This is a genomic window from Labrys neptuniae, from assembly GCF_040797145.1.
Taxonomy (GTDB): Bacteria; Pseudomonadota; Alphaproteobacteria; order Rhizobiales; family Labraceae; genus Labrys; species Labrys neptuniae.
In genome coordinates, this window is the sequence record NZ_JBFNQD010000001.1 from 57,391 (window position 1) to 78,512 (window position 21,122).

Annotated in this window: 17 protein-coding genes and 1 tRNA gene; 7 read left to right on the top strand and 11 right to left on the bottom strand. The window is 63.6% G+C overall.

The features are described from left to right. Positions 1–99 precede the first annotated feature (99 nt). On the top strand, positions 100–348 hold the full coding sequence (locus ABXS05_RS00270) for a hypothetical protein (protein WP_068298675.1): 249 nt from the start codon (positions 100–102) through the stop codon (positions 346–348). Positions 349–789: 441 nt separating this feature from the next. Here the strand turns inward: ABXS05_RS00270 and ABXS05_RS00275 are convergent, their stop codons facing one another. After that, on the bottom strand, positions 790–1,644 hold the full coding sequence (locus ABXS05_RS00275; protein ID WP_367622518.1) for a cupin-like domain-containing protein: 855 nt from the start codon (positions 1,642–1,644) through the stop codon (positions 790–792). A gap of 773 nt (positions 1,645–2,417) precedes the next feature. Continuing rightward, a tRNA-Lys gene (locus ABXS05_RS00280) sits at positions 2,418–2,493 on the bottom strand. A gap of 178 nt (positions 2,494–2,671) precedes the next feature. Between ABXS05_RS00280 and ABXS05_RS00285 the strand changes: the two genes are divergently transcribed. After that, on the top strand, positions 2,672–4,987 hold the full coding sequence (locus ABXS05_RS00285) for a xanthine dehydrogenase family protein molybdopterin-binding subunit (protein WP_367622519.1): 2,316 nt from the start codon (positions 2,672–2,674) through the stop codon (positions 4,985–4,987). A 132-nt stretch (positions 4,988–5,119) separates the two neighbouring features. On the opposite strand, the gene ABXS05_RS00290 is transcribed toward ABXS05_RS00285, so the two are convergent. Beyond that, positions 5,120–5,548, bottom strand: a complete 429-nt coding sequence (locus ABXS05_RS00290; protein WP_367622520.1) for a VOC family protein — start codon at positions 5,546–5,548, stop codon at positions 5,120–5,122. 69 nt (positions 5,549–5,617) lie between these two features. Next, positions 5,618–6,430 (bottom strand): helix-turn-helix domain-containing protein, encoded by an 813-nt coding sequence (locus ABXS05_RS00295; protein ID WP_367622521.1) that lies wholly within the window; start codon positions 6,428–6,430, stop codon positions 5,618–5,620. 262 nt (positions 6,431–6,692) lie between these two features. Here ABXS05_RS00295 and ABXS05_RS00300 point away from each other — a divergent pair, with 262 nt between their 5' ends. Further along, positions 6,693–7,304, top strand: coding sequence for a helix-turn-helix domain-containing protein (locus ABXS05_RS00300; protein WP_311940376.1), 612 nt, complete (start codon positions 6,693–6,695; stop codon positions 7,302–7,304). Here the strand turns inward: ABXS05_RS00300 and ABXS05_RS00305 are convergent. The 4 genes from ABXS05_RS00305 to ABXS05_RS00320 form a co-directional block, all read right to left on the bottom strand. After that, complete coding sequence (locus ABXS05_RS00305; RefSeq protein WP_367622522.1) at positions 7,294–8,400, bottom strand: S-adenosylmethionine:tRNA ribosyltransferase-isomerase; 1,107 nt, start codon at positions 8,398–8,400, stop codon at positions 7,294–7,296. The genes ABXS05_RS00300 and ABXS05_RS00305 overlap by 11 nt on opposite strands. Then, the gene (locus tag ABXS05_RS00310) at positions 8,397–9,116 is read right to left on the bottom strand and encodes an SDR family NAD(P)-dependent oxidoreductase (RefSeq protein ID WP_367622523.1); all 720 of its coding nucleotides are present in this window, start codon (positions 9,114–9,116) and stop codon (positions 8,397–8,399) included. Before ABXS05_RS00310 ends, ABXS05_RS00305 begins: the two co-directional genes overlap by 4 nt. A 103-nt stretch (positions 9,117–9,219) precedes the next feature. Next, positions 9,220–10,305, bottom strand: coding sequence for a DNA polymerase IV (gene dinB, locus ABXS05_RS00315; protein ID WP_367622524.1), 1,086 nt, complete (start codon positions 10,303–10,305; stop codon positions 9,220–9,222). Between the two features lie 149 nt (positions 10,306–10,454). Next, a complete protein-coding gene (locus tag ABXS05_RS00320; RefSeq protein ID WP_367622525.1) occupies positions 10,455–11,111 on the bottom strand; it encodes a TetR/AcrR family transcriptional regulator in 657 nt (218 codons plus the stop codon). 107 nt (positions 11,112–11,218) lie between these two features. Here ABXS05_RS00320 and ABXS05_RS00325 point away from each other — a divergent pair, with 107 nt between their 5' ends. Next, positions 11,219–12,775 (top strand): FAD-dependent monooxygenase, encoded by a 1,557-nt coding sequence (locus ABXS05_RS00325; protein WP_367622526.1) that lies wholly within the window; start codon positions 11,219–11,221, stop codon positions 12,773–12,775. A 22-nt stretch (positions 12,776–12,797) separates the two neighbouring features. On the opposite strand, the gene ABXS05_RS00330 is transcribed toward ABXS05_RS00325, so the two are convergent. Next, positions 12,798–14,207: a helix-turn-helix domain-containing protein gene (locus ABXS05_RS00330; protein ID WP_311940364.1), complete on the bottom strand. Its 1,410-nt coding sequence runs from the start codon at positions 14,205–14,207 to the stop codon at positions 12,798–12,800. A 172-nt stretch (positions 14,208–14,379) separates the two neighbouring features. On the opposite strand from ABXS05_RS00330, the gene ABXS05_RS00335 reads away from it, so the two are divergent. Further along, positions 14,380–14,613, top strand: coding sequence for a hypothetical protein (locus ABXS05_RS00335; RefSeq protein WP_068298726.1), 234 nt, complete (start codon positions 14,380–14,382; stop codon positions 14,611–14,613). 150 nt (positions 14,614–14,763) lie between these two features. Beyond that, a complete protein-coding gene (aceA, locus tag ABXS05_RS00340) occupies positions 14,764–16,062 on the top strand; it encodes an isocitrate lyase (protein WP_367622527.1) in 1,299 nt (432 codons plus the stop codon). Positions 16,063–16,213: 151 nt separating this feature from the next. Here aceA and ABXS05_RS00345 read toward each other — a convergent pair whose 3' ends face one another. Further along, positions 16,214–17,587 (bottom strand): sigma-54-dependent transcriptional regulator, encoded by a 1,374-nt coding sequence (locus tag ABXS05_RS00345; RefSeq protein ID WP_367622528.1) that lies wholly within the window; start codon positions 17,585–17,587, stop codon positions 16,214–16,216. An 85-nt stretch (positions 17,588–17,672) separates the two neighbouring features. Next, positions 17,673–19,505: a sensor histidine kinase gene (locus tag ABXS05_RS00350; protein ID WP_367622529.1), complete on the bottom strand. Its 1,833-nt coding sequence runs from the start codon at positions 19,503–19,505 to the stop codon at positions 17,673–17,675. A 243-nt stretch (positions 19,506–19,748) separates the two neighbouring features. Between ABXS05_RS00350 and ABXS05_RS00355 the strand changes: the two genes are divergently transcribed. Next, positions 19,749–21,071 carry a dicarboxylate/amino acid:cation symporter gene (locus ABXS05_RS00355; RefSeq protein WP_311940357.1) on the top strand — a complete coding sequence of 441 codons (1,323 nt, stop codon included), beginning with the start codon at positions 19,749–19,751 and terminating at the stop codon, positions 21,069–21,071. Positions 21,072–21,122: the final 51 nt, after the last annotated feature.

Consider the following 21,122-nt stretch of genomic DNA (forward strand, 5'->3'; position numbering starts at 1 on the left):
CGTCGCGGAGGAACAGCGGGTGTGAATGCCGGACTTGCGTGATCGACATAGCTGCGTCGCAAACATCGGGCTATGTTACGCAAGGGCATAGGAGACCTGATGTTCAAACTGTTTTACGACATGTCGATGCTTGCTTTTGAATCGCAGCAGGCCATCTGGCTGCGTACGCTTCGGCTGGCACAGGGTGGCAGCCGTGCCGAGCGCGAGGCCAAGCTGATGATCAGCGAGAAAGTCGCTGCCGCACAGAACGCCGCTGGCAAGCTGATGACGGGCGCGGCGCCTGGTGCCGTGGTTCGAGACTATCGACGCAAGGTTCGGTCCAATGTGAAGCGGCTATCCAAGCCGTGACGGCCGGCGATGGCAGCAGGGCGCAGAGATGGGGTAGCAAGCGGTCTCTTCATCAAGAAACTGGCTGCGATGAATGGCGGAGGCATAGCGGGCCGAGCTCTATCACGCTCCCGTCACACCATTTGGTCTAATCATCGCGCGTTGTCGGCCGTCCCAATACCGGCCCGATACGTCGCATCCGATCTTGGCCCGGCAGGTAGCGTATCGCCGGGCTTTTTCTTTGGTGGGGAACGCCGGGATCAGGGCAGCGTGTCCGTCCAGCTTTTGCGTCCCAGCTTTCGCGTCACGCGCGTATCACGTGATATGAAATTTATCACCGCTGCCTCGCGATTCAGCGAGACAGCAACCACCTTGGCCCGGCGTTCCGACAGCGCCGGGTTTTTCTTTTTGGCAGCCCCATCGATCGCTCGAATGGCGCGCGACCGGAAGGCACCTCGACTTTCAGGCGCTCCCTCGATGGCCGGAAACTTTCTTCAGGAATTGCATGGGCGATTTCAGCCGGGTCATCGGGGAATAGACGATGTCCTGGAAGGTCTTGGGATTGGGCATTTCGAGGGCTGAGACCAGCTTGGCCTTGAGGGCATCCCGTCTCGGGGAGAGGCCGGGCGGTCTGGGCTTCAGCCGAAGCTGACGCAGCATGAAATTAGCCTGATAGATCCTGGCTCGCTGCTCCAACGGGCGCATGCAGAAGGAAATGCTCAGGCTGACCGAGATGTTGCTGCCGTTCTTGACCCAGTGGGGCGCCACCGGCGGATGGTGCACGGCTTCGCCAGGCGTCAGCTTGAAGATCTGGCCGTGGCTCTGCAGTTCGGGCTTGTAGCGCGGGGTGTTGTAGCTGCTGGCATAGAAGCGTTCGAGCTCGATTTCCGGCAGGACTTCGCGATCCCCGGGATCGAACAGGCAGACATCCTTCTCGCCCTGAATCTGGAACAGGAAGTTTGATTCGTGGTCGATATGGAAGGGGGTGGAAATCCCCGGCGAAGTCAGAATCACGGTCAGGGTTGCCCAGGTCACCTCCTGGCGGAACGGACGATCGGCATAGATCCCGATTTCGTCGATGAGCTTGGCCAGAACCCGGGCATAGTCGCCATTGTAGTCCTGCGTACGCGAAAGCCTGATCCAGGAACCGCCCTCGCCGAGGCGCTCGATCACCTCTGTCAGGCGATCATGCTGCGCAGCCTCGGTGAATTTGCTGCTGATCGATTCCTTTCTCAAATCGAGTGCGAGAAAGTCGGCGGCATTGCCACTCTCGATGATGCTGCGAGCAGTTTTGACGATCTCGGGGATCTCGAACAAGCCGCTCCGGCAAAGTGTGTGATGAACTTTGAAAGGTCGAATGTTGTAATTTTCTTTGAATGCTCGTTCGCTGGTCTCGAGTATGTGATCTATTTCAACGGAATTTGATGGCGGTCCTCTCTCTATTTTGCTTTCAAAGGCGATGTTCATGGTCAGTAACTCGCTCTTTCTGGAATGCCCCCAGTCCAGTAACACTGATGATATCACTTGGGTGAAATTTTATAAGGAGTAGAGACGGTACAAATATTAACTCTTTAGGAGGGGGAATGCCGAAACCATGTCATCATCTGAGATGATTAGTTTCGAAGATTGTCTCGTTGAGGAAAATTCGTTTCCGATATGAAGGATAATTGGGAATTCAGGTCGTGATAACATCCGAATTCCGGCCAATATACATTACGATGCGGCACCCTGTAGTTATTGCCGACGAAAGCAATATTCATCGCGAATGGACCAGCCAGAACTATGGATGCCGTAAGCGCCTGCCGCGGGTCCGGCTTGTTCTCAAGTAAGCTTCCGGGACAGCGCGCCGACTTTTTATTGGGCAACGCCGACATCATCCGGGCTCGATGGCGGCATGATTTACCGGCATCTTCTGCCTCCAGGAGGCTTGTCCGAGCCACAGACCGGCGAGCATCATTGCGCAAATCTCTGCGCCTTGCGCATGACGGAAAGGAAAGTGGAGGGGCCTTACGCGGAGTGGTTCGGTTTGAAACGAAAGAAGGCGCCTCGAAGGGCGCCTTGCTTTTCGTCAGCGATATCAGGAGTTTCGATGGTGGGCGCACTAGGGCTCGAACCTAGGACCCGCTGATTAAGAGTCAGCTGCTCTACCAACTGAGCTATGCGCCCATCGAAACCACCGAAGCGCGACGCGGTGCCGCGTTCGATGGCCGCGATGTAGCAAAGCTCTTTGTGTGTGTCTAGCGTGTGACGGAAAAATTCTTCAGCTTTTTTGAAATTGCGCTTCGGCGTGCTATTCGAAGGCTCTATTCAAAAGCGCCATTCATTAAATCGCCGGAGGTCCCCTATGCCGCCCACCAAATTTGGCGTTGGCCAAGCCGTGCGCCGCAAGGAGGATCAGTCCTTCATCACGGGCGCCGGCCGTTATGTCGACGACGAATCGCGTTCCGGCGTGCTCAGGGCCTATGTCCTGCGCTCTCCCTATGCCCATGCCCGCTTCAGCATCGGTGATCTCTCCGACGCCGCGGCGATGCCGGGTGTCAGGCTGATTCTGACGGCCAATGACCTCGACGGGCTCGGCGACCTGCCATGCCTGGCCTTGATGAAGAACGCCGACGGCTCGCCGCAACGCCCGCAACCCTATCCGCTTTTGGCGCGTGACGTGGTGCGCCATGTCGGCGATGCGGTGGCTTTCGTGGTCGCCGATTCGCTCACCGAGGCCCGCGATGCCGCCGAGGCGATCCCGGTCGACTATGATTCGCTCGACGCCATCGTCGGATCCGTCGCGGCCCTGGAACCCGGGGCTCCCCTGGTCTGGCCGGAGCACGGCTCGAATCTGGCTTTCGATGCTCAGATCGGCAACACCAAGAAGGTGGCCAAGGCCTTCGACAAGGCGGCCCGCGTGGTCTCCCTGGATGTGGTCAACAACCGCCTGGTCGCCAATTACATGGAAACTCGCGGCTGCCTCGCCGAATGGGACGGCAAGCGCTTCACCCTGACGGTCGGCAGTCAGGGCGTGCACTCCATCCGCGATACGCTCGCCAATCATGTCTTCAAGGTCGAGCCCGACAAGGTGCATGTGAAGACCGGCGATGTCGGCGGCGGCTTCGGCACCAAGGCCTTCATGTATCGCGAATATCCGCTTTCGCTGGAGGCGGCGCGGCGTCTGGGCAAACCCGTGAAGTGGTTCGCTGATCGCGCCGAGCATTTCCTCGCCGACACCCAGGGCCGCGACAATATCAGCCGCATCGAGGCAGCGCTGGACCGGCGTTCGCGCATCCTGGCGGTCAAGATCGACATTATCGGCGACCTCGGCGCCTATCTTTCGCAGTTCGGGCCCTTCATTCCCTGGCTCGGCGCCCTGATGGCGACCGGAGCCTATGCAATCGACGCCATGGATGTGCGGGTGCGCGGCGTCTTCACCAACACGCTGCCGGTCGATGCCTATCGCGGTGCCGGCCGGCCGGAGGCCGCCTATCTCATCGAGCGGCTGATGGACGCCATCGCCTTCGAGACCGGGCTTTCGGTCGATACGGTGCGCTCGCGCAATTTCGTCAAGCCGGAGCAGATGCCGTTCAAGGCGCCCACCGGCCGTACCTATGATTCGGGCGAGTTCGAGGGCCACATGCGCAAGGCCATGGAGGTCGCTGGCTGGGGCGACTTCAAGGGCCGCTGGCAGACCTCGAAGAAGGCGGGCAAGTTCCGTGGCATCGGCATGTCCACCTATATCGAGGCCTGCGCCGACGGGCCCAAGGAAGCCGCCAGCGTCACGCTGGAAAAGGACGGTACCGCCACCGTGCTGATCGGCACGCAGACCAACGGGCAGGGCCACCTGACGGCCTACGCCCAGTTCGTCTCGCAATATCTCGATCTGCCGCTGGAGCGTATCAACGTGATCCAGGGCGATTCCGACCTGATCAAGACAGGGGGCGGCACAGGCGGCTCGCGCTCGATCCCGGTGGGCGGCGCGTCCGTGGCCCGGGCCAGCCAGACCCTGGCAGAGAAGCTGAAGACGCTCGCCTCCGACGAGCTCGAGGCCGGTATCGCCGATCTTGAAATCGTCGACGGCCGGGTGCGGGTGGTCGGCACCGACAAGGCGATCGACTTTGCAGCGCTCGCCCGCCTGCCGAAGGCGACGCCGGATCTGCTCAGTGCCGAGACCGACTATCAGCCCGGCGAGGCGACCTATCCCAACGGCACGCATATCTGCGAGCTGGAGATCGACCCGCAGACCGGCGTCACCGATATCCTCGGCTATACCATCGTCGACGATTTCGGCATGGTGGTGAACCCGCTGCTGCTTGAGGGACAGGTGCATGGCGGCGTGGTACAGGGCATCGGCCAGGCCTTGTTGGAGCGCACGGTCTATTCGGAAGACGGTCAGTTGCTCACGGCTTCGCTCACCGATTATGCTCTGCCGCGGGCCGACGATCTGCCCTTCATCCATTTCGAGACGCGCAACATCCCCTGCAAGAACAATCCGCTCGGCGTCAAGGGGGCCGGCGAGGCCGGCACCATCGGCGCTGCCCCGGCGGTGATGAATGCGGTGATCGATGCCCTCAGGCGCGGCGTCGGCGTCACCAGGCTCGACATGCCGGCGACGCCGGAGGTGGTATGGCGCACGATCCAGGATGCACAGGCAAGGAAGCTGGCGGCGGAATAGCGTGAAGGCAGCCGCGGCGCCGGCCCCGATTCCGGAAGAAGGTCCGACGCCGCGGATTGTCTCTGCCGCGGCGTTCGTGTCGAAAACCTCTATCTGCTTTCCGGTGGCTTTCGTGACTGCCGCCCTTGCTTTTCAGGGGGCGGCCGGCTCGGATGCCTTAGGCCAATAGGTGCCGAAAGCCCAGATATTGCCTTCCGGATCACGGCAGATGAATTCGCGGCTGCCATAGTCGCGATCGACAGGTTCTTCCTCGATCTTTGCCCCAGCGGCCTTGGCGCGCTCATAGGCGGCATCGGCGTCGTCGACGGCGATATAGATCGACTTGCCGCCGCCCGATCCCGGCGAGCCGACGATCTTGCAGAAATTGTCATCGCGCGCCGTGCCGAGCATGATCATCGAGGAGCCGAGGGCAAGCTGGGCGTGCTCGACGATGTCGCCCTTGGCGTAGCAGGCGTGCAGGGTGAAGCCGAAGGCCTCCTGCAGCCAGTCGATCATGGCGCGGGCATTGGCGTAGCGCAGGGCCGGGTAGAGGCGTGGGGCTTCGGTCGATGATAGCGGCATGGGGGATGTCTCCGTTTGCGAACCGGAGCGATCCTTGTTCGCATGGCCATGGGCCGTCTTGAAGAAATGTTACCCGCCCGTGCGCCACGCCGTCGGCGAACAGCCGGCCAGCGCGGTGAATTCGCGGGTGAGATGCGCCTGATCGGCATAACCGCAAGCCGCTGCGATATCGGCCCAACCCGTTGCCGTGCCCTTGGTGGCGAGATCCTGCGCGGCATTGAAGCGGATGATGCGGGAGACGGATTTCGGATGGAGGCCGATCTCTTCGCGAAAACTTGCGACCAGGCGCCGGCGGCTCCAGTCGAGTTTTTCCGCCAGCGCGCCGATGCGCACGTCGCCGCCTTTTCGCATGAGCTGGCAGAACGCCCAGCCAATGGCGGGATTGGCCTGCGAGGCCCGTCCAAGGCGGGTTGCGACGAAATGTTGGGCGAGATCGAGGCGCGCTTCCCAGCAGTTCAGGTCAGCGAGCCGTCGGGCGAATCGGTTGATGCCGGCATCGGCCAGATCATCCAGTGCGACCATGCTGTCGGCCAGCTCGCTCATCGGCAGCCCGAAGAACAGCCGGCCGCCGAGTGGCGTGAAATTGATCTGGATGCATTCGGCCGCACCGTCCGAATCCATGACGATGGGGCCGGCAAACAGGCCAGCGGCAAAGCTGCCATAAGTGTCCGTGCAGGTCGGTGGCTGGCCGAGGCCGATGCGGAACGGGCTGCCGAAATTGACGATCAGCGGCACGGTCAGCGAGGCCGCTTCGGTGAGGCCCTGCATGGCAGTGCCGTTCTCCCGATAGCCGTAGATCCCGCTGACCAGCGCGTTCAGGCCGACGGCCGGAGGCCGGTACCAAAAGACAGGCTCGCCCGAACTGTTTTGCCCACGTCCCATCGTCGTCCCATTGTCGATCCTGCAGCCCGCTTGCATGCAATCGAGAGGCCGATCTTAAGACGATCTGCTTCGCTGAGGGAGTCTCGCGCCAAAGTTCGCCTTCCGCAGCTTTGACAGCGTCGGCACCATGCAAGGTTCATAGAGGATAGACAGGGCACCGGACTGTCCCTGTTTCCCATCAAAGGGCTTTTCTCCTGCGCGGCTTGGCCGTATTGTCCGCCAGAACAAACAATCGTTCGTCATAACAAACGAAAGGCTGGCAATGAGTGGGTTGGACAGGCGGGGTGAGCTCGATGCGGGCGCGGTTGCGCTATCGGGACAGCTCGGCAAGACGGTCCAGCGCCTGCGCAAGGCCTATAATCTCTCGCTGTCGGAACTGGCCGAGCAGTCGGGCGTGGCCAAGTCGATCATCAGCCAGATCGAGCGCAACGAGACCAATCCCACCTTGGCGACGATCTGGCGCCTGTCCCAGGCTCTCGACGTTTCGATCGAAAGAGTGCTGGGTTCGAGCGACGACGAGCCCTTCATCGAGAAGACCACCCGTGTCGATACGCCCGTGATCATTTCCGACGACGGCAAGTGCCGTCTGGCGGTGGTCGGTTGGCTGAAGACGGTGGAATGGCTGCAATGGTATGATTTCCGGGCAGAGCCGGGCGGGGTGCTCGAAAGCGACGCCCACCAGCGCGGCTCGGTCGAATGCCTCTCGATCCTGGCCGGCATGGTCGAGGTCGACGTGGCCGGCGTGCGCGAACGGGCGGAGCCCGGCGAGACGCTGCGCTATCGCTGCGACCGGCAGCACGCCATCCGCGTGGTCGGCGACGAGCCCGTCCACGCCACCATGGTCTGCTTCATGAAGGCGGCCCTCATGGAGTAGGGGCCGTGCCCGCCCATAAGGAGCTTGCCGTCAGGCGCCCCGGCCGATCTGCGCCCTGTTCTTTCCGCTTCGACGCCCGGCGCTCGATCAGCACGGAGTCGCCGAATTCGTGGGCGCGATAGTTCCAGGCTTCCAGCATCAGCGAGACGCGGTCGAGAGTGAGATCGTCGGCGAAGGCGCGCAGCAGTTCGAAATGGCTCTCGCCCGGCTGATGGACGCCGCTGAGCACGGCATCGACGAGGCGAAGCCTCGACTTCGGCCCGATTCGGCCCTGCGCCAGGCCGTCGCCGGCCCTGAGGCCGCCAGGAGCCGAGGCGGCATGTTCGAGGGCCCGCACCACGCTGGTCCCGATGGCGATCACACGTCCCCCGGTGGCTTTCGCGCGTGTGATCGCGGCCGCTGTCGCTGCCGGGATGCGATAGGGCTCGTCGAAGGGCAGGCGCAGATCCATCACCGCGTCGCCTGTCGAGGAAATGCCGGCGGCGTGGGTCAGGCTGGCAAAACCAACACCGCGGCGTCGCCAGGCGGCGATCGTGCGCCAGTCGAGCGCGAAACCGGCCGAGGGTGGTTCGAAGGCGAACGGTTCGGCCGCGATTGCCGTCCACATGGCCCAAAGAGCGAGAGGCTCGGGCACATGGGCATATTGGATCGGCCGCCCGTGCCGCGCCAGCCCGGCGAGAATCCGTTCCGGGGGACCGGAGAAACGCAGCGATACCAGGCGGGGATAGCCGTGCAGGCGCTCGACCACGGCCGTCAGTGGGCCAAGCTCAAGCTTGTCGCCGGCGAGAAGCTGCGGTGGTGCGGGGCGGTCTTCCGTGCGCATGCGGTGATCGCCGGCTCCGAAGACGATGGCGATGAAGCGACGGGGATCACCGGCCGCGACCCAGGCGGCGAGCCGGACCTCGAGAGGCCTGCCGCTGTCGGCATGGCTGCCGGCAAGGCTGGCGGGAAGCGTGGCCGCATCATTGGCGACGACAAGGTCGCCAGGATTGAACAACAGCGACAGGGCGCTGCGCGGCAAATGGCGGATCTTGCCGGAGTTGGAGACGGCGAGCAGCCGCGCAGAGCCTGGTTCAGGGTTGCCGGCGGCGATCATGGCCGGGTCTCCAGGGTCAAGGCGAGACGCGGTTGGTCCAGGCCCAAGGCACCGATGATGTGGGCAGCCGCTTCCTCCGGGCGCTTGAGCGCGGATCTGTCGGCCTCCGGAACGGCTTGCGCGTGCAGGGGCGTGTCCATGTCGCCGGGGTCGATGGCGAGGAAGCGCACACCCTCTTCGCGGGCTTCCTCGGCCCAGATGGCGGTGAGATGCTGCAGCGCAGCCTTGCTGGCGCCATAGGCGCCCCAGCCCGCATAGGCGTTGACGGCCGTATCGCTGGTGATGTTGACCACGACCGCGTCACGCCCTTGCCGAGCCGAGGCCGTGAGGGCACCGAACAAGGCCTTGGTCAGGCGAAAAGGGCCGACCAGATTGGTGGCGAGGGCCTCTTCCAGTTCCTCGCATTGGGTATCGGCCAGCAAGGCGAGGGGAACCGGCCCCAGGCTTGAGGCATTGTTGACGAGGAGATCGAGGCCGCCGAGATTGCCGGTGATCTGCAGGGCGATGGCATGGATATCGGTCTTGCGTCCGACATCGCCGACAATGCCGAGCGCACCGGTTTCCACGGACACGCGCTCGACGGCCTCCCTGGTGCGGGCGACGAAGGCCACCTGCGCGCCCCTTTTGGCCAGCGCCCGCACGAGGGCCAGCCCGAGCCCGGAGGTGCCGCCGGTAACGGCGGCGCGCAGGCCCTTGAGATCGCTATGAACGCTCATCGATCGAGACTCCCTGAATCACTCAGGGCATATTGATAAAAGTTCAAGTGAACTTTAAGTCAAGTGGCAATTCGACGGGCGGCTGGGCACGCTTCTTCGGCGGTCATGGCTCCCCGAAGCCGAGTTCGAGCTGTTCGCTGTCCGACGCGTCCTCAGAGGCAAAACCGGACATGGTGACACCGAGCAGGCGGATGCCCTTCGTCGGCGGAAACACGCTGCGGATGAGGTCCAGGCTGACGGATCGCAGACTTTCATGGGTGTGCACCGGTGCGGCCAGGGTGCGGCTGCGGGTGGCCTGCTGGAAATCGGCATATTTGATCTTCACTGTCACGGTGCGGCCGAAGGCCTGGGTTTTCTCGCACCAGGCCCAGACTTCGTCGGCCATGGCGAGGACGCCAGCCTCGATATCCTCGGGTTTCGTCAGGTCGTCGGCGAACGTCGTCTCCGAACCGGAGGATTTGCGCGGGCGGTCCGGTTCCACCGGCCTGTCGTCCTCGCCCCGTGCAATTGCATGGTACCAGGCGCCGGCCTTGCCGAAATGGCGGACGAGATCCTCCAGGGGCTGCGCCTTGAGGTCGCCGCCGGTCATGATGCCGAGCCGGTTCATCTTCTCGGCCGTGACCGGGCCGACGCCGTGGAACTTGGCCACCGGCAATGTCTCCACGAAAGCCGGTCCCATCGCAGGTGTGATGACGAACTGGCCATTGGGTTTGCGATGATCGGAGGCGAGCTTGGCCAGGAACTTGTTGTAGGAGATGCCGGCAGAGGCGGTTAGGCCGGTCTCTTCGAGAATGCGGGCGCGGATGGCCTGCGCCGTTGCCGCAGCGCTGGGCAGGCCCTGTAAATTCGCGGTGACGTCGAGATAGGCCTCGTCAAGTGATAGAGGCTCGATCAGCGGCGTGAACTCGGCGAAGACAGCGTGGATCTGACGCGAGACGGCTCGATAGACCTCGAAGCGCGGCCTGACGAAGACGAGATCGGGGCAGTTGCGCAGCGCGGTCGAGGAGGGCATGGCGGACCGCACGCCGAAGGCTCGCGCTTCATAGCTTGCCGCCGCCACCACGCCGCGGCGTTCCGAATAGCCCACCGCCAGCGGCCGTCCGCGCAGTGAGGGATCGTCACGCTGTTCGACGGAGGCGTAGAAGGCATCCATGTCGATATGGATGATCTTGCGGATGAGGGCGGACATGGAGACAGTCTATACCAATGGTCGCGATGACGGTGCCTCATCGGGCAAGCAGCAATACCGTCGGCACCAGCAAAGCTGCAGCGATGAGGAGAGGTTGGCTGTGAGGCCCAGCCTGCGTTCTGACGCCTCGCTTCGGAACAATGGCCGCTTCAGAACTCTTTCGCCAGCAGGCCGAAACTTTGTTCGACATAATGGGCGAGAGGAAGGGCCGCCTCGTCCTGCTTCCATCTCTCCAGGGCCAGTCGCAGTGTACCGAGCGCCACCATCGCCACCAGCCGAAGCCCATCCCGCCGTTCCGGCGATGGCCATAGTTCGCACATCGCTTCGAGCAGGATTCGCTCGGTCTCGACGAAGCCGGCCTCCTTGCGCGCACGCAGGGCCTCAGTCGATTGCATCAGGCGGTCGAAAATGACGGACTCTTTGGTCTCACGCCGTGAGGCCAGCTTGACCAGGCAGTTCTGGACGGCAGCGAGCGGACGCTGCTCGGGAGATTCCGCCAGCATGGCCGGCTTGAGTTCCTCACGGAAGCCGCCGTCATGCGCGGCCAGCAGCACATCCTCCTTCGACTTGAAATAATAGAAGAAGGTCCGGCGTGAAATGCCGGCGGCCTGCGCGATCGCTTCCAGCGTCGTGCCTTCGTAGCCGTGCTTCACGAACAGTTTAAGGCCCTGTTCGACGATGCGCCCGGAGGTTTCACGCCGCTTGCGTTCCCTTAGGCCATCAGGCCTTTCCGAGGCGTTTTTCATGCGAACCGGTTCCATTGCGACCTCTTGCAAAATTACACTGAGTGTAATAAAAAATCGCACTCAGTGTAATTTTTATAATGATATTGGTGACATGCCTCAAGGGATGATTGGGCCTATGGCGACGCCTTCGAGCGAGGTAATGCCGCCTGGCATGCCGGCGTGTACCGATGCGATGGAGGATCGGTTCCTTGCTGTATGATGTCGTGATTGCCGGCGCGGGGCCGGTCGGGCTGTTCCTTGCCTGTGAACTGCGCCTTGCCGACCTGTCCGTGCTGGTGCTGGAGCAGAACGAGGACACACGGTCCCCTCTGAAACAGCTTCCCTTCGGCCTGCGGGGCCTGTCGGTGCCCAGCGTCGAAGCTCTCTATCGTCGCGGTTTGCTGGAGGAGATCGCGTCCTCGCAGCCCGCGAAAGACGGTTCGGGCCATGGTGCCCAGGCCAGCGCGCATTGGATGCAGCAGCCCCGCCGTCCCGGCGGGCATTTCGCCGGTATCCAGTTCTTTCATGACAATATCGATGCTTCCAGGTGGCCCTATCGCCTGCCAAGCCCGGCCGACTCCGGCATCGCAGTCACGATGGAGCATCTCGAAACCGTCCTGGCCGCGCGTGCCCATGCCCTGGGGGCGGAGATCCGGTACGGTGTTGGTGTCGAGAGCTTCGATCAATCGGAGGAAGACGTGACCATTCGTGCCGGCGCCTCGACCTTTCGCGGGCGCTGGCTCGTCGGGTGCGACGGCGGCCGCAGTACGGTGCGCAAGGCCGGCGGCTTTGAGTTCGCCGGCACCGATCCCGAGTTCACCGGCTATTCCGTCGACGTCGACATGGCGGATCCGGACAGGCTCAGCCCGGGCCGTCACTATACCCCGACAGGCGTGTACACCTATTCACAGTCCGGGACGATCGCGATGGTCAATTTCGACGGCGGCGCCTGCCATCGAAGCCAGGCGATCACGCTCGACCATGTCCAAGCGGTGCTGCGCCGTATTTCCGGGACCGATGTCACCCTGACCGCCCTGAAGATGGCCGCGACTTGGACGGATCGCGCCTATCAGGCCACGGCATATCGGAAGGGGCGAGTGCTGCTGGCCGGCGATGCCGCGCATATTCATTCTCCGCTGGGCGGGCAGGGCCTCAATCTCGGCGTTGGCGATGCGATGAATCTCGGCTGGAAACTAGTCGCCACCATCCGGGGCGATGCTTCGGCCGGCTTGCTCGACAGCTATTTCGAGGAGCGTCATCCGGTGGGTGCACAAATCCTCGACTGGTCCCGCGCTCAGGTCGCGGTCATGCGGCCGACCGCCAGTACACGCGCGCTCGAAGCCATCATCCGCGACCTCGTCGAGACGCGCGATGGCGCGACCTATTTCGCCGAGCGCGTCTGGGGGGTGTCGCTGCGCTATGATCTCGGTGACAGCCATCCGCTGGTGGGCCGCAGTGCCCCCGACTTCGCGTTGAACGACGGTACCAGGCTGGCCGAACTCCTCAGGACAGGCAAAGGCGTCTTCCTGGACTTCGAGGCCCAGCCCCATCGTCGCGCCCTTGCCTCGCAGTGGAGCGACCGGATCACCTATGTCGCCGCTGGCGTCCATGATCGGCTCGACCTGAGCGCCGTTCTGGTTCGCCCCGATGGTGTCGTCGCCTGGGCCAGCGATGGCACTGCCGCCGACCCGGAGGAAGCTTCTCAGGCCCTAGCACGATGGTTCGGCAAGCCTGGTGAGGCGTAGTATTTCTTCCCGCAGCCGGTTTTCAGATACGCGAATAGAGACTTTCGGCATGCTCGTGCTCGTTCAGCACCAGCTTGTGCTCGGCCGGAGGATGGGCCCGTTGCCCGCAATCGAGACGCGGACAGATGCGGCAGCCCACCCCAATCGCCACCGCCTGGGCGGCATTGGAGACGTCCATGCCGTCGGAATAGACCATCTCGGCGGCATGGGAGATGTGACAGCCCAGGCCTATCGAGAGATGGCGCCGGGGAGCGTTGTGGCGATGCCCCCCCTTTGTCAATGACTTCGCAATGCAGAAATAGCGCGTGCCTTCCGGCATCTGGCTGATCTGGATGTTGATCTGCCCGGGCAGCAGGAAGGCGGCATAGACGTTCCAGCGCGGGCAGGCGCCGGAATGGCGCGGGATGTGAATGCCGGAGAGCGAGAAACGCTTGGAAATGTTGCCGGCAATGTCGGTGCGGATCAGGTGCAGCGGGATGCCGCTGGCGCCGGGGCGCTGCAGCGTGGTCATGCGATGGCAGACCTGCTCGAAGCTGGTCTTGAAGCGCCGGGCGATCCTGTCGATGTCGTAGCGCGTCTCCCGGCAGGCGGCGAGGAAGGGCTGATACGGCATGATCACGGCGCCGGCGAAATAGGCGGCGAGGGCATGGCGGGCCAGGGCCGGTGCATCGGCCGGCAAGGCGCTTTCGGTGATGAGATGCTCGATCTCGCGCGAGGCGGCGAGCAGGCCGAGGCGGTGGGCAGCCGTGAAGGTGGCGCTTTCGGGTGAAAGCACGTCGGCCGTCTCGAAGGTTTCCTCGTCGCGGCCGAGGCGACCGGCCAGGCCCTGGGGCAGGGGGGCCAGCCGCCACTGCACGCCGAATACGTTGGAGAGGTAGAGCTTGAGGCCGGGCTCGAAGGAATCGGAGAGATTGTCGATCTCGCCGCGAATGCGTTCGGCCTGGGCCTCCAGACCCGGGAAATAGTTGGCGTTGGCCTGCAGGAAGTCCGAAACCGCATCGGTGGCGACGTGATAGCCAGCCTCCTGCGCCGAGGTGGCGCCCTGATTGGCATTGCGCAGCGAGCGGAAGCGATCGAACAGATGGACGATGGCCCGGCCGATCTGCGGGTTGGAGCTGGCGAGATCGCGCACATCCTGGTTGGTGACGTCGCTGTCGGCGAAGAGATCGTCGCCGAACAGTTCCATCAGGTCACCGGCCAGGCGCGAATCGTCGTTCTCGGCAAGCTCGGTGGCATCGACACCGAAATAGCTCGCGGTTTTCAAGAGAAGCGGCACCGTCATGCGCCGGCGATTGTGTTCGATCAGATTGAGATAGCTCGCCGAAATGCCGAGCGAGCTGGCGAGCTGCGCCTGCGAAATCCGGCTCTGCCGGCGCAGTCTCTGAATCTTGCCGCCGATGCGCGGATCGGCTTCTTGCATGGCGCTTGTCATGGCTCGTCCCTGGTCCCGACACGTTGTAAATATTTACAGGATTTACAACATTACAAAATTTTCTTTACAGCGCTTTTCCGGTTGACGCCCCGGAATTGCGATACGTCTTGCTTTATTGCGCCGCAGTGTCAATCATTGACTTAACACGAAACGCGGCACGGAGGAACGTGTTATGGACCAGATGCGCCAGAGCAACGAACACGACGAATTCATCACCATCATCGGTGCCAGCATGGCCGAGATCAACGCCGAGTATCACGCCCAGGGACTGGCGGATCGGGACTTCTCGATCGTCCACAAGATCGGCCGGCATCGCTTCACCCGCGTCGGCGGCGGCGCTTCCGAACACATGTTCGACGGGCAGTCGATGATCGCCGCCACCTTCACCCGCACCCGGCGCAATTGAGCCGTAGGACCGCCGGTATCTCGGCCACGACCGCAGCATGGTCGTGGCGACAGCCGGCCTTTCCTTGCCAGCAGGTGGCGCAGCACCAAGGCAGGCAGGGATGCTGTCACCGTCAATCTCTTTACACGTCTCCACGTTAGGAACTTTGTGATGCTCGATACCCAGAAGAACCGCCCCGCCGAGACCTTCCCCGCCCCGGAATGGGCGCCGGATCGCTGGCGCAACGTCCGCCGCAACTACACGCCGCGTGACGTGGAGCGGCTCGCCGGGTCGCTGCCGATCCGCCATACGCTGGCCGAGAATGGTGCCAAGCGCCTGTGGGAGCTGCTGCACAAGCGCGACTATGTGCCGACGCTCGGTACCTTCACCGGCAACCAGGCGGTGCAGCAGGTCAAGGCCGGTCTCGAGGCGATCTACCTGTCCGGCTGGCAGGTGGCGGCGGATGCCAACACCTCGGGCAACATGTATCCCGACCAGAGCCTCTATCCCGTCGACAGCGTGCCCTCGGTGGTGCGCCGCATCAACAAGGCCCTGCAGCGTGCCGACCAGATCCAGACCATGGAGCGCGTCGACGGCAAGGGCGGCGAGCAGCTCGATTATTTCGTGCCCGTCATCGCCGATGCCGAGGCCGGCTTTGGCGGCCAGCTCAACGCCTATGAATTGATGAAGGCGATGATCGAGGCCGGCGCCGCCGCGGTGCATTTCGAGGACCAGCTCGCTTCGGAGAAGAAGTGCGGCCATCTCGGCGGCAAGGTGCTGGTGCCGACGCGCACCTTCATCAAGACGTTGAATGCGGCGCGCCTTGCGGCCGACGTGATGGGCGTGCCCACCTTGATCATGGCCCGCACCGATGCCGAGGCGGCCCGCCTGATCACCTCCGATGTCGACGAGGCCGATCGGCCCTTCATCACCGGTGAGCGCACGCCGGAAGGCTTCTATGTGCTCAAGGGCGGCTTCGAGGCGGCGATCGCCCGTGGCATTGCCTATGCGCCCTATGCCGACCTGATCTGGTGCGAGACCTCGACGCCCAGCCTGCCGGATGCCAAGCGCTTCGCCGAAGCGGTGCGCAAGGTCCATCCCGACCAGATGCTGGCCTATAATTGCTCGCCGTCGTTCAACTGGGCCAAGCATATGGATCCGGCGGCGATGAAGGCGTTCCAGCGTGAGTTGGGTGCGATGGGCTACAAGTACCAGTTCATCACGCTGGCTGGCTTCCACAACACCAGCTACACCACCTTCGATCTCGCCCGCCGCTACAAGCAGGATGGCATGGCCGCCTATTCGCAGCTGCAGCAGGCCGAGTTCGCCGCGGAAGCCGACGGCTTCACTGCAACCCGCCACCAGCGCGAAGTCGGCACCAGCTATTTCGATGCCGTCGCCACCATTCTCGGCGAAGGCCAGAGCTCGACCACGGCGATGGAACATTCGACCGAGACGGCTCAGTTCTAAGGCGATAGCCAGGTCCTGAAGTCATGGAGGCCCTTCCCGCGACAGTGGGGAGGGCCGTTGTGTTTCGGGCTGCGCGGATATCTTGCCCGCTCTTGGAAATGCGACGCACTCTGGAAGGGGAGAACGGCCAAGATGCCCGTGCACCCGCAGATTATGGTTCTCCCGCTTCGAAGCTCGCGCGGTTGATGCCGTATTTCGTCAGCTTGTCGTAGAAGGTCTTGCGCGGGATGCCGAGGGCTTCGAGGCTGGCCCGGACATCCCCCTTGTGCTGGGTGAGAACCTCGCGGATGAGGTCGGCCTCGTAGCGCTCCAGGCGTTCGGGCAGGGAGGCGCCTTGCGGCCCGGCCGAAGGAGGGGAGGCTTTCCCCGTCGCGGCGAGGTCGATCTCGGCGAGGCCCAGCACTACGCGCTCGGCGAAATGCACGATCTCGCGCACATTGCCGGGCCAGTCGTGGCTGGCGAGGTGATGGCGCACGGCCGGTGTCAGCATCGGTACCTCTCGTTGGAAGCGCCGGCAGGCCCGGTCGAGATAGACGGCGAACAGCAAGGGCACATCCTCTTGCCGTTCGCGCAGGGGCGGAATGCGCAGCGTCACCACATTGAGCCGGTGAAACAGGTCTTCGCGGAAGCTCGCTTTGTGCGCGGAGGAACCGAGATCGCTCTTGGCGGCGGCGACCACGCGCAGATCGACCTGCCGGGCCGTATTGGAACCGAGCGGCGTGATTTCGCGCTGTTCGAGCACGCGCAGCAGGCGGGCCTGTGCGCTGAGCGGCATGCTCTCGATCTCGTCCAGGAACAGCGTGCCGCCGCTGGAATGCTCGATCAGGCCAACCCTTTTCTTCAACGCGCCGGTGAAGGCGCCGCTCTCATGCCCGAACAGCTCGCTTTCCAGCACCGTCTCGGGCAATGCGCCGCAATTGAGGGCGACGAAACGCCCGCTGCGCCGGCGGCCAAGATGGTGGAGCTGGTCGGCCACCAATTCCTTGCCGGTGCCGGTTTCGCCCACGATCATCACGTCGACATCGGCATCGGCCACCGCCTTCAGCGTCTCGCGCAAACGCTCCATTGCGGGAGCATCGCCGAGCAGGGGCGAGGGGGCATGGGCCTCCTCCGCCGCCTGGCGCAGGCGCCGGTTCTCCATCACCAGCGCCCGCTTTTCGGTGGCGCGCCTGACGCTCTGGATCAACCTGTCGGAGGCGAAGGGCTTGGGCAGGAAATCATAGGCCCCTTCGCGCATCGCCTCGACGGCGGTGGCGATGTCGCCATGGCCGGTGATCATGATCACCGGCAGGTCGGGATCGCGAGCGCGCAAGGTCCGGAACAGTTCCATGCCGTCGATGCGCGGCATGCGCAGGTCGGTGATCACCACGCCCGGAAAGCGCTCGTCGATGGCCTTCAGGGCCTCGACGGCGGATTCGAACAGGAAAGGCTCGAAGCCGGCAAGCCGCAGCGTCTGGGCATTGGCTTCGCGCAGGACGGCATCGTCGTCGACGAAGGCAACGGGCAAGGCGGAGCTGGCAGTCATAATGCGCGCCTCGCCGGGAAAAGGCTCGCAATGACGGGAGGCGAAGACCGAATGAAGTGGAATACCAAAGTGTTGCCCATTCCGTTCATCCTTCTTTCTCGGCTCGCTTCAATGTCACCAGGAAGCGGCAGCCCTGTCCCGGCTGGCTTTCGACCTCGAGACGGCCACCGAATTCCTCTACGATGTCCTTGGAAATCACCAGCCCGAGGCCGAGCCCGCCGGCTTTCGTGGTGGTGAAGGGCGTGAAGAGGTTGGCCGTCACCTCCGGCGCGAGGCCGGGGCCGTTGTCGGCGACGACGAGCCGGACCAATTCGCCCTCGCAGGCGACGCCGATCTGGATTGTTTGCTCGGACCGTCCCTCCAACGCTTCCAGGGCATTCTGCAGGAGATTGACGAGCACCTGCTCGAGCCGAACGCGATTGGCAGCCACCTGGAGATCCTCGGCGACCGGCTCGACCTCGATCTCGGCCCCTTGGCGCCGTGCCCTGATGCCTACGAGCAGCAGTGCGCCGTCGAGCACGTCCTGCAAGGCAACTGGACCGACATCGCCACTGGCCTTGCGGGCAAAGCGGCGCAGTTGCGCGATGATGTCGGCGATCTTCTCGGTCAGCCCGGCAATGGTCGCCAGGTTCTGGCGTGCTGGCTGCGGCTCGCTGCGATCGAGGAAAATGGCGGCGTTGTCGGCGAAACTGCGGATGGCGGCGACCGGCTGATTGACCTCATGCGCAAGGCCCGCCGTGATCTGGCCGAGGATCGCAAGGCGGTTGGCCTGGGTGAGTTCGTCCCGCGCGGTCTGCAGCTTGGCCTCGACCTTGCGGCGCTCGTCGATCTCGGCCGAGAGGAGGGCGTTGCTCTGGCTGAGGTCGAGCGTGCGTGCCTCGACGCGATGCTCGAGTTCGATCTGCGCCTCGGTGAGTTCGGCGGTGCGCGCGATCGCCCGCTGGCGCCTGTGCAGCAGAATGCCGAGCAGGACCAGAATGGCGCCGACCACGGCAAAGGCGATGGAGCGCAAGGTCGCGGCGCCGGCCGCAAGCGCTCGTGCGGCGGGCTCGAGCAGATGCAGCTGCCAATTCGTGGAAGGGACCTCGCTTGCGCTGGCAAGATGCAGTCCGCTGCCGCGCAGCGAGACGAAGTCCGCGCCCGGCGTCGCCGCCTGGCTGCGTCGGATCGGCAAGACGGCCAGTGGCGAGTCGCCGAATTGCAGAGAGGCGCGGATCTTGGCTGCCTCCTCGGCGGTGATCGGGGCCTGCGCCATGAAACGCCATTCCGGCTGGCTGGTCAGCAGCACGATGCCGCGAGGGTCGGTGACGTAGACGATGGCGCCCGAGCGATGCCAGTCTTCCTCGACCGAGAAGAACTCCACCTTGACCACGATGACGCCCTGCATGCCGCCTGGGCCGTCGATGCGTCGGGCGATGTAGAGGCCGGGCCGCTGGCTGACGGTACCGAGGGCGAAATGCTCGGTATCACCCTTGGCCACGGCTTCGGTGAAATAGGGGCGGAAGGCATAGTTGGTGCCGACGAAGCTGATGTCCTCCTTCCAGTTGGAGGAGGCGATCGCCAGGCCCGTGCGGTCGATCAGATAGATCACGGCCGAGCGCGCGCCCGCGTTCAGGCTTTCGAGCTTGGCGTTCATGGCGCCGATATGGGCCGTATCCGGCGTGCTCAAGGTAGTAAGCACATCGGGATCGCGCGACAGCACCAGGGAAAGCGTGCGCTGTTTTTCCAGCTCGCTGCGCAGGACCGCGATATCCAGCGTGGCGCTGCCGGCAGCCTGGGCCCTGAGGGCGTCGGCGGCCTGGCGCGTGCCGTAATTGCCGGCGAGCCAGACGGAGAGTGCCAGGCTTGCCAGGCTGAGGGCAGCAAAAATCAGCCATTCGATCCGTCGCCTTCGCCGTCTTTGTGCCGCTCCGCTCATCGGTTTCCGCTGTCATCCTTCATATCGAGCATGTGCGGAAATCCGCACAAGAGCAAGGTCGATGTGCGGGACTTCGCTCAATGCTGCCGGCGCCGTCATCGGGTAAGAATCGTGAAGGCAAGCAATATCAATATCTTGGAAGGTTGGCACGAGACTTGCTGTTCACAGGGAAGCCGCTAGCAGAAAGCGGCGTCGAGGAAACCCATGGGCCAGGCTGCCTGCCAAGGCCCCACGGAGGAACAGATGATCGCCCTCAGCGAGACGCCCAAGGCAGAAGCTCCGCGCAAGCGCCCCTTCTATGCAAACCTCTATTTCCAGGTCCTTGTCGCGATCGCGCTGGGGATTTTGCTCGGTCATTTCTATCCCGATATCGGCAAGTCCCTGAAGCCGCTGGGCGACGCCTTCATCAAGCTGGTGAAGATGGTGATCACCCCGGTGATCGCGCTGACCGTGATCACCGGCATTGCCGGCATGAGCGATCTCAAGAAGCTCGGCCGTGTCGTCGGCAAGGCCTTCATCTACTTCCTGACCTTCTCCACACTGGCCCTGATCATTGGGCTTCTAGTCGGCAATGTCGTGCAGCCGGGCGCAGGACTGAACATCAATCCGGCCACGCTGGATCCCAAGGCAGTGGCCGATTATGCCGCCAAGGCGCATGACCAGACCATCACCGGCTTCCTGATGAACATCATCCCCAACAACCCGATCAGCGCGCTGGCGGGCGGGGACGTGTTGCAGGTGCTGTTCTTCTCGGTGGTGTTCGGTATCGCGCTGGCCCAGATCGGCAGCGCGGCCGAACCGCTGATGATCGTGCTGAACTCGATCTCGCGCGGCATGTTCCGGCTGGTCGCCATCCTGATGAAGGCCGCCCCCATCGGCGCCTTCGGCGCCATGGCCTTCACCATCGGCGCTTATGGCATCGGTTCGGTCGCCAATCTCTTGATGCTGATCGGCACCTTCTACCTGACCTCGCTGCTTTTCGTGCTGGTCGTGTTGGGGGCAGTCGCCTGGTATAACGGCTTCTCGATCCTTGCCTTGATCCGCTATATCAAGGAAGAGCTCTTGCTGGTGCTCGGCACTTCTTCTTCCGAGGCGGCGCTTCCCAGCCTGATGGACAAGATGGAGCGGGCCGGCTGCCGCAAGTCGGTGGTGGGCATCGTCATTCCGACCGGCTATTCCTTCAACCTCGACGGCACCAACATCTACATGACCCTGGCGGCGCTGTTCATCGCGCAGGCCACCGGCATCCAGCTGAGCTGGGGCGACCAGATCCTGCTGCTTCTCGTCGCCATGCTGAGCTCGAAGGGCGCGGCTGGCATCACCGGCGCCGGCTTCATCACCCTGGCGGCGACGCTGGCCGTGGTGCCCGCCGTCCCGGTTGCCGGCATGGCGCTCATCCTCGGCATCGATCGCTTCATGTCCGAATGCCGCGCCCTCACCAATCTGGTCGGCAATGCCGTCGCCACCATCGTGGTGGCTCGCTGGGAGGGCGAACTCGACAAGGCCCAGCTCGCAGCGGCGCTGAGCGGCGACGACGCACCGCAAACGGTCGCTGCGGCGGCCTGAGGTCCCACGACAGGCAATACCGGAGAGGGGCGGGCCAACGGTCCGCCCCTT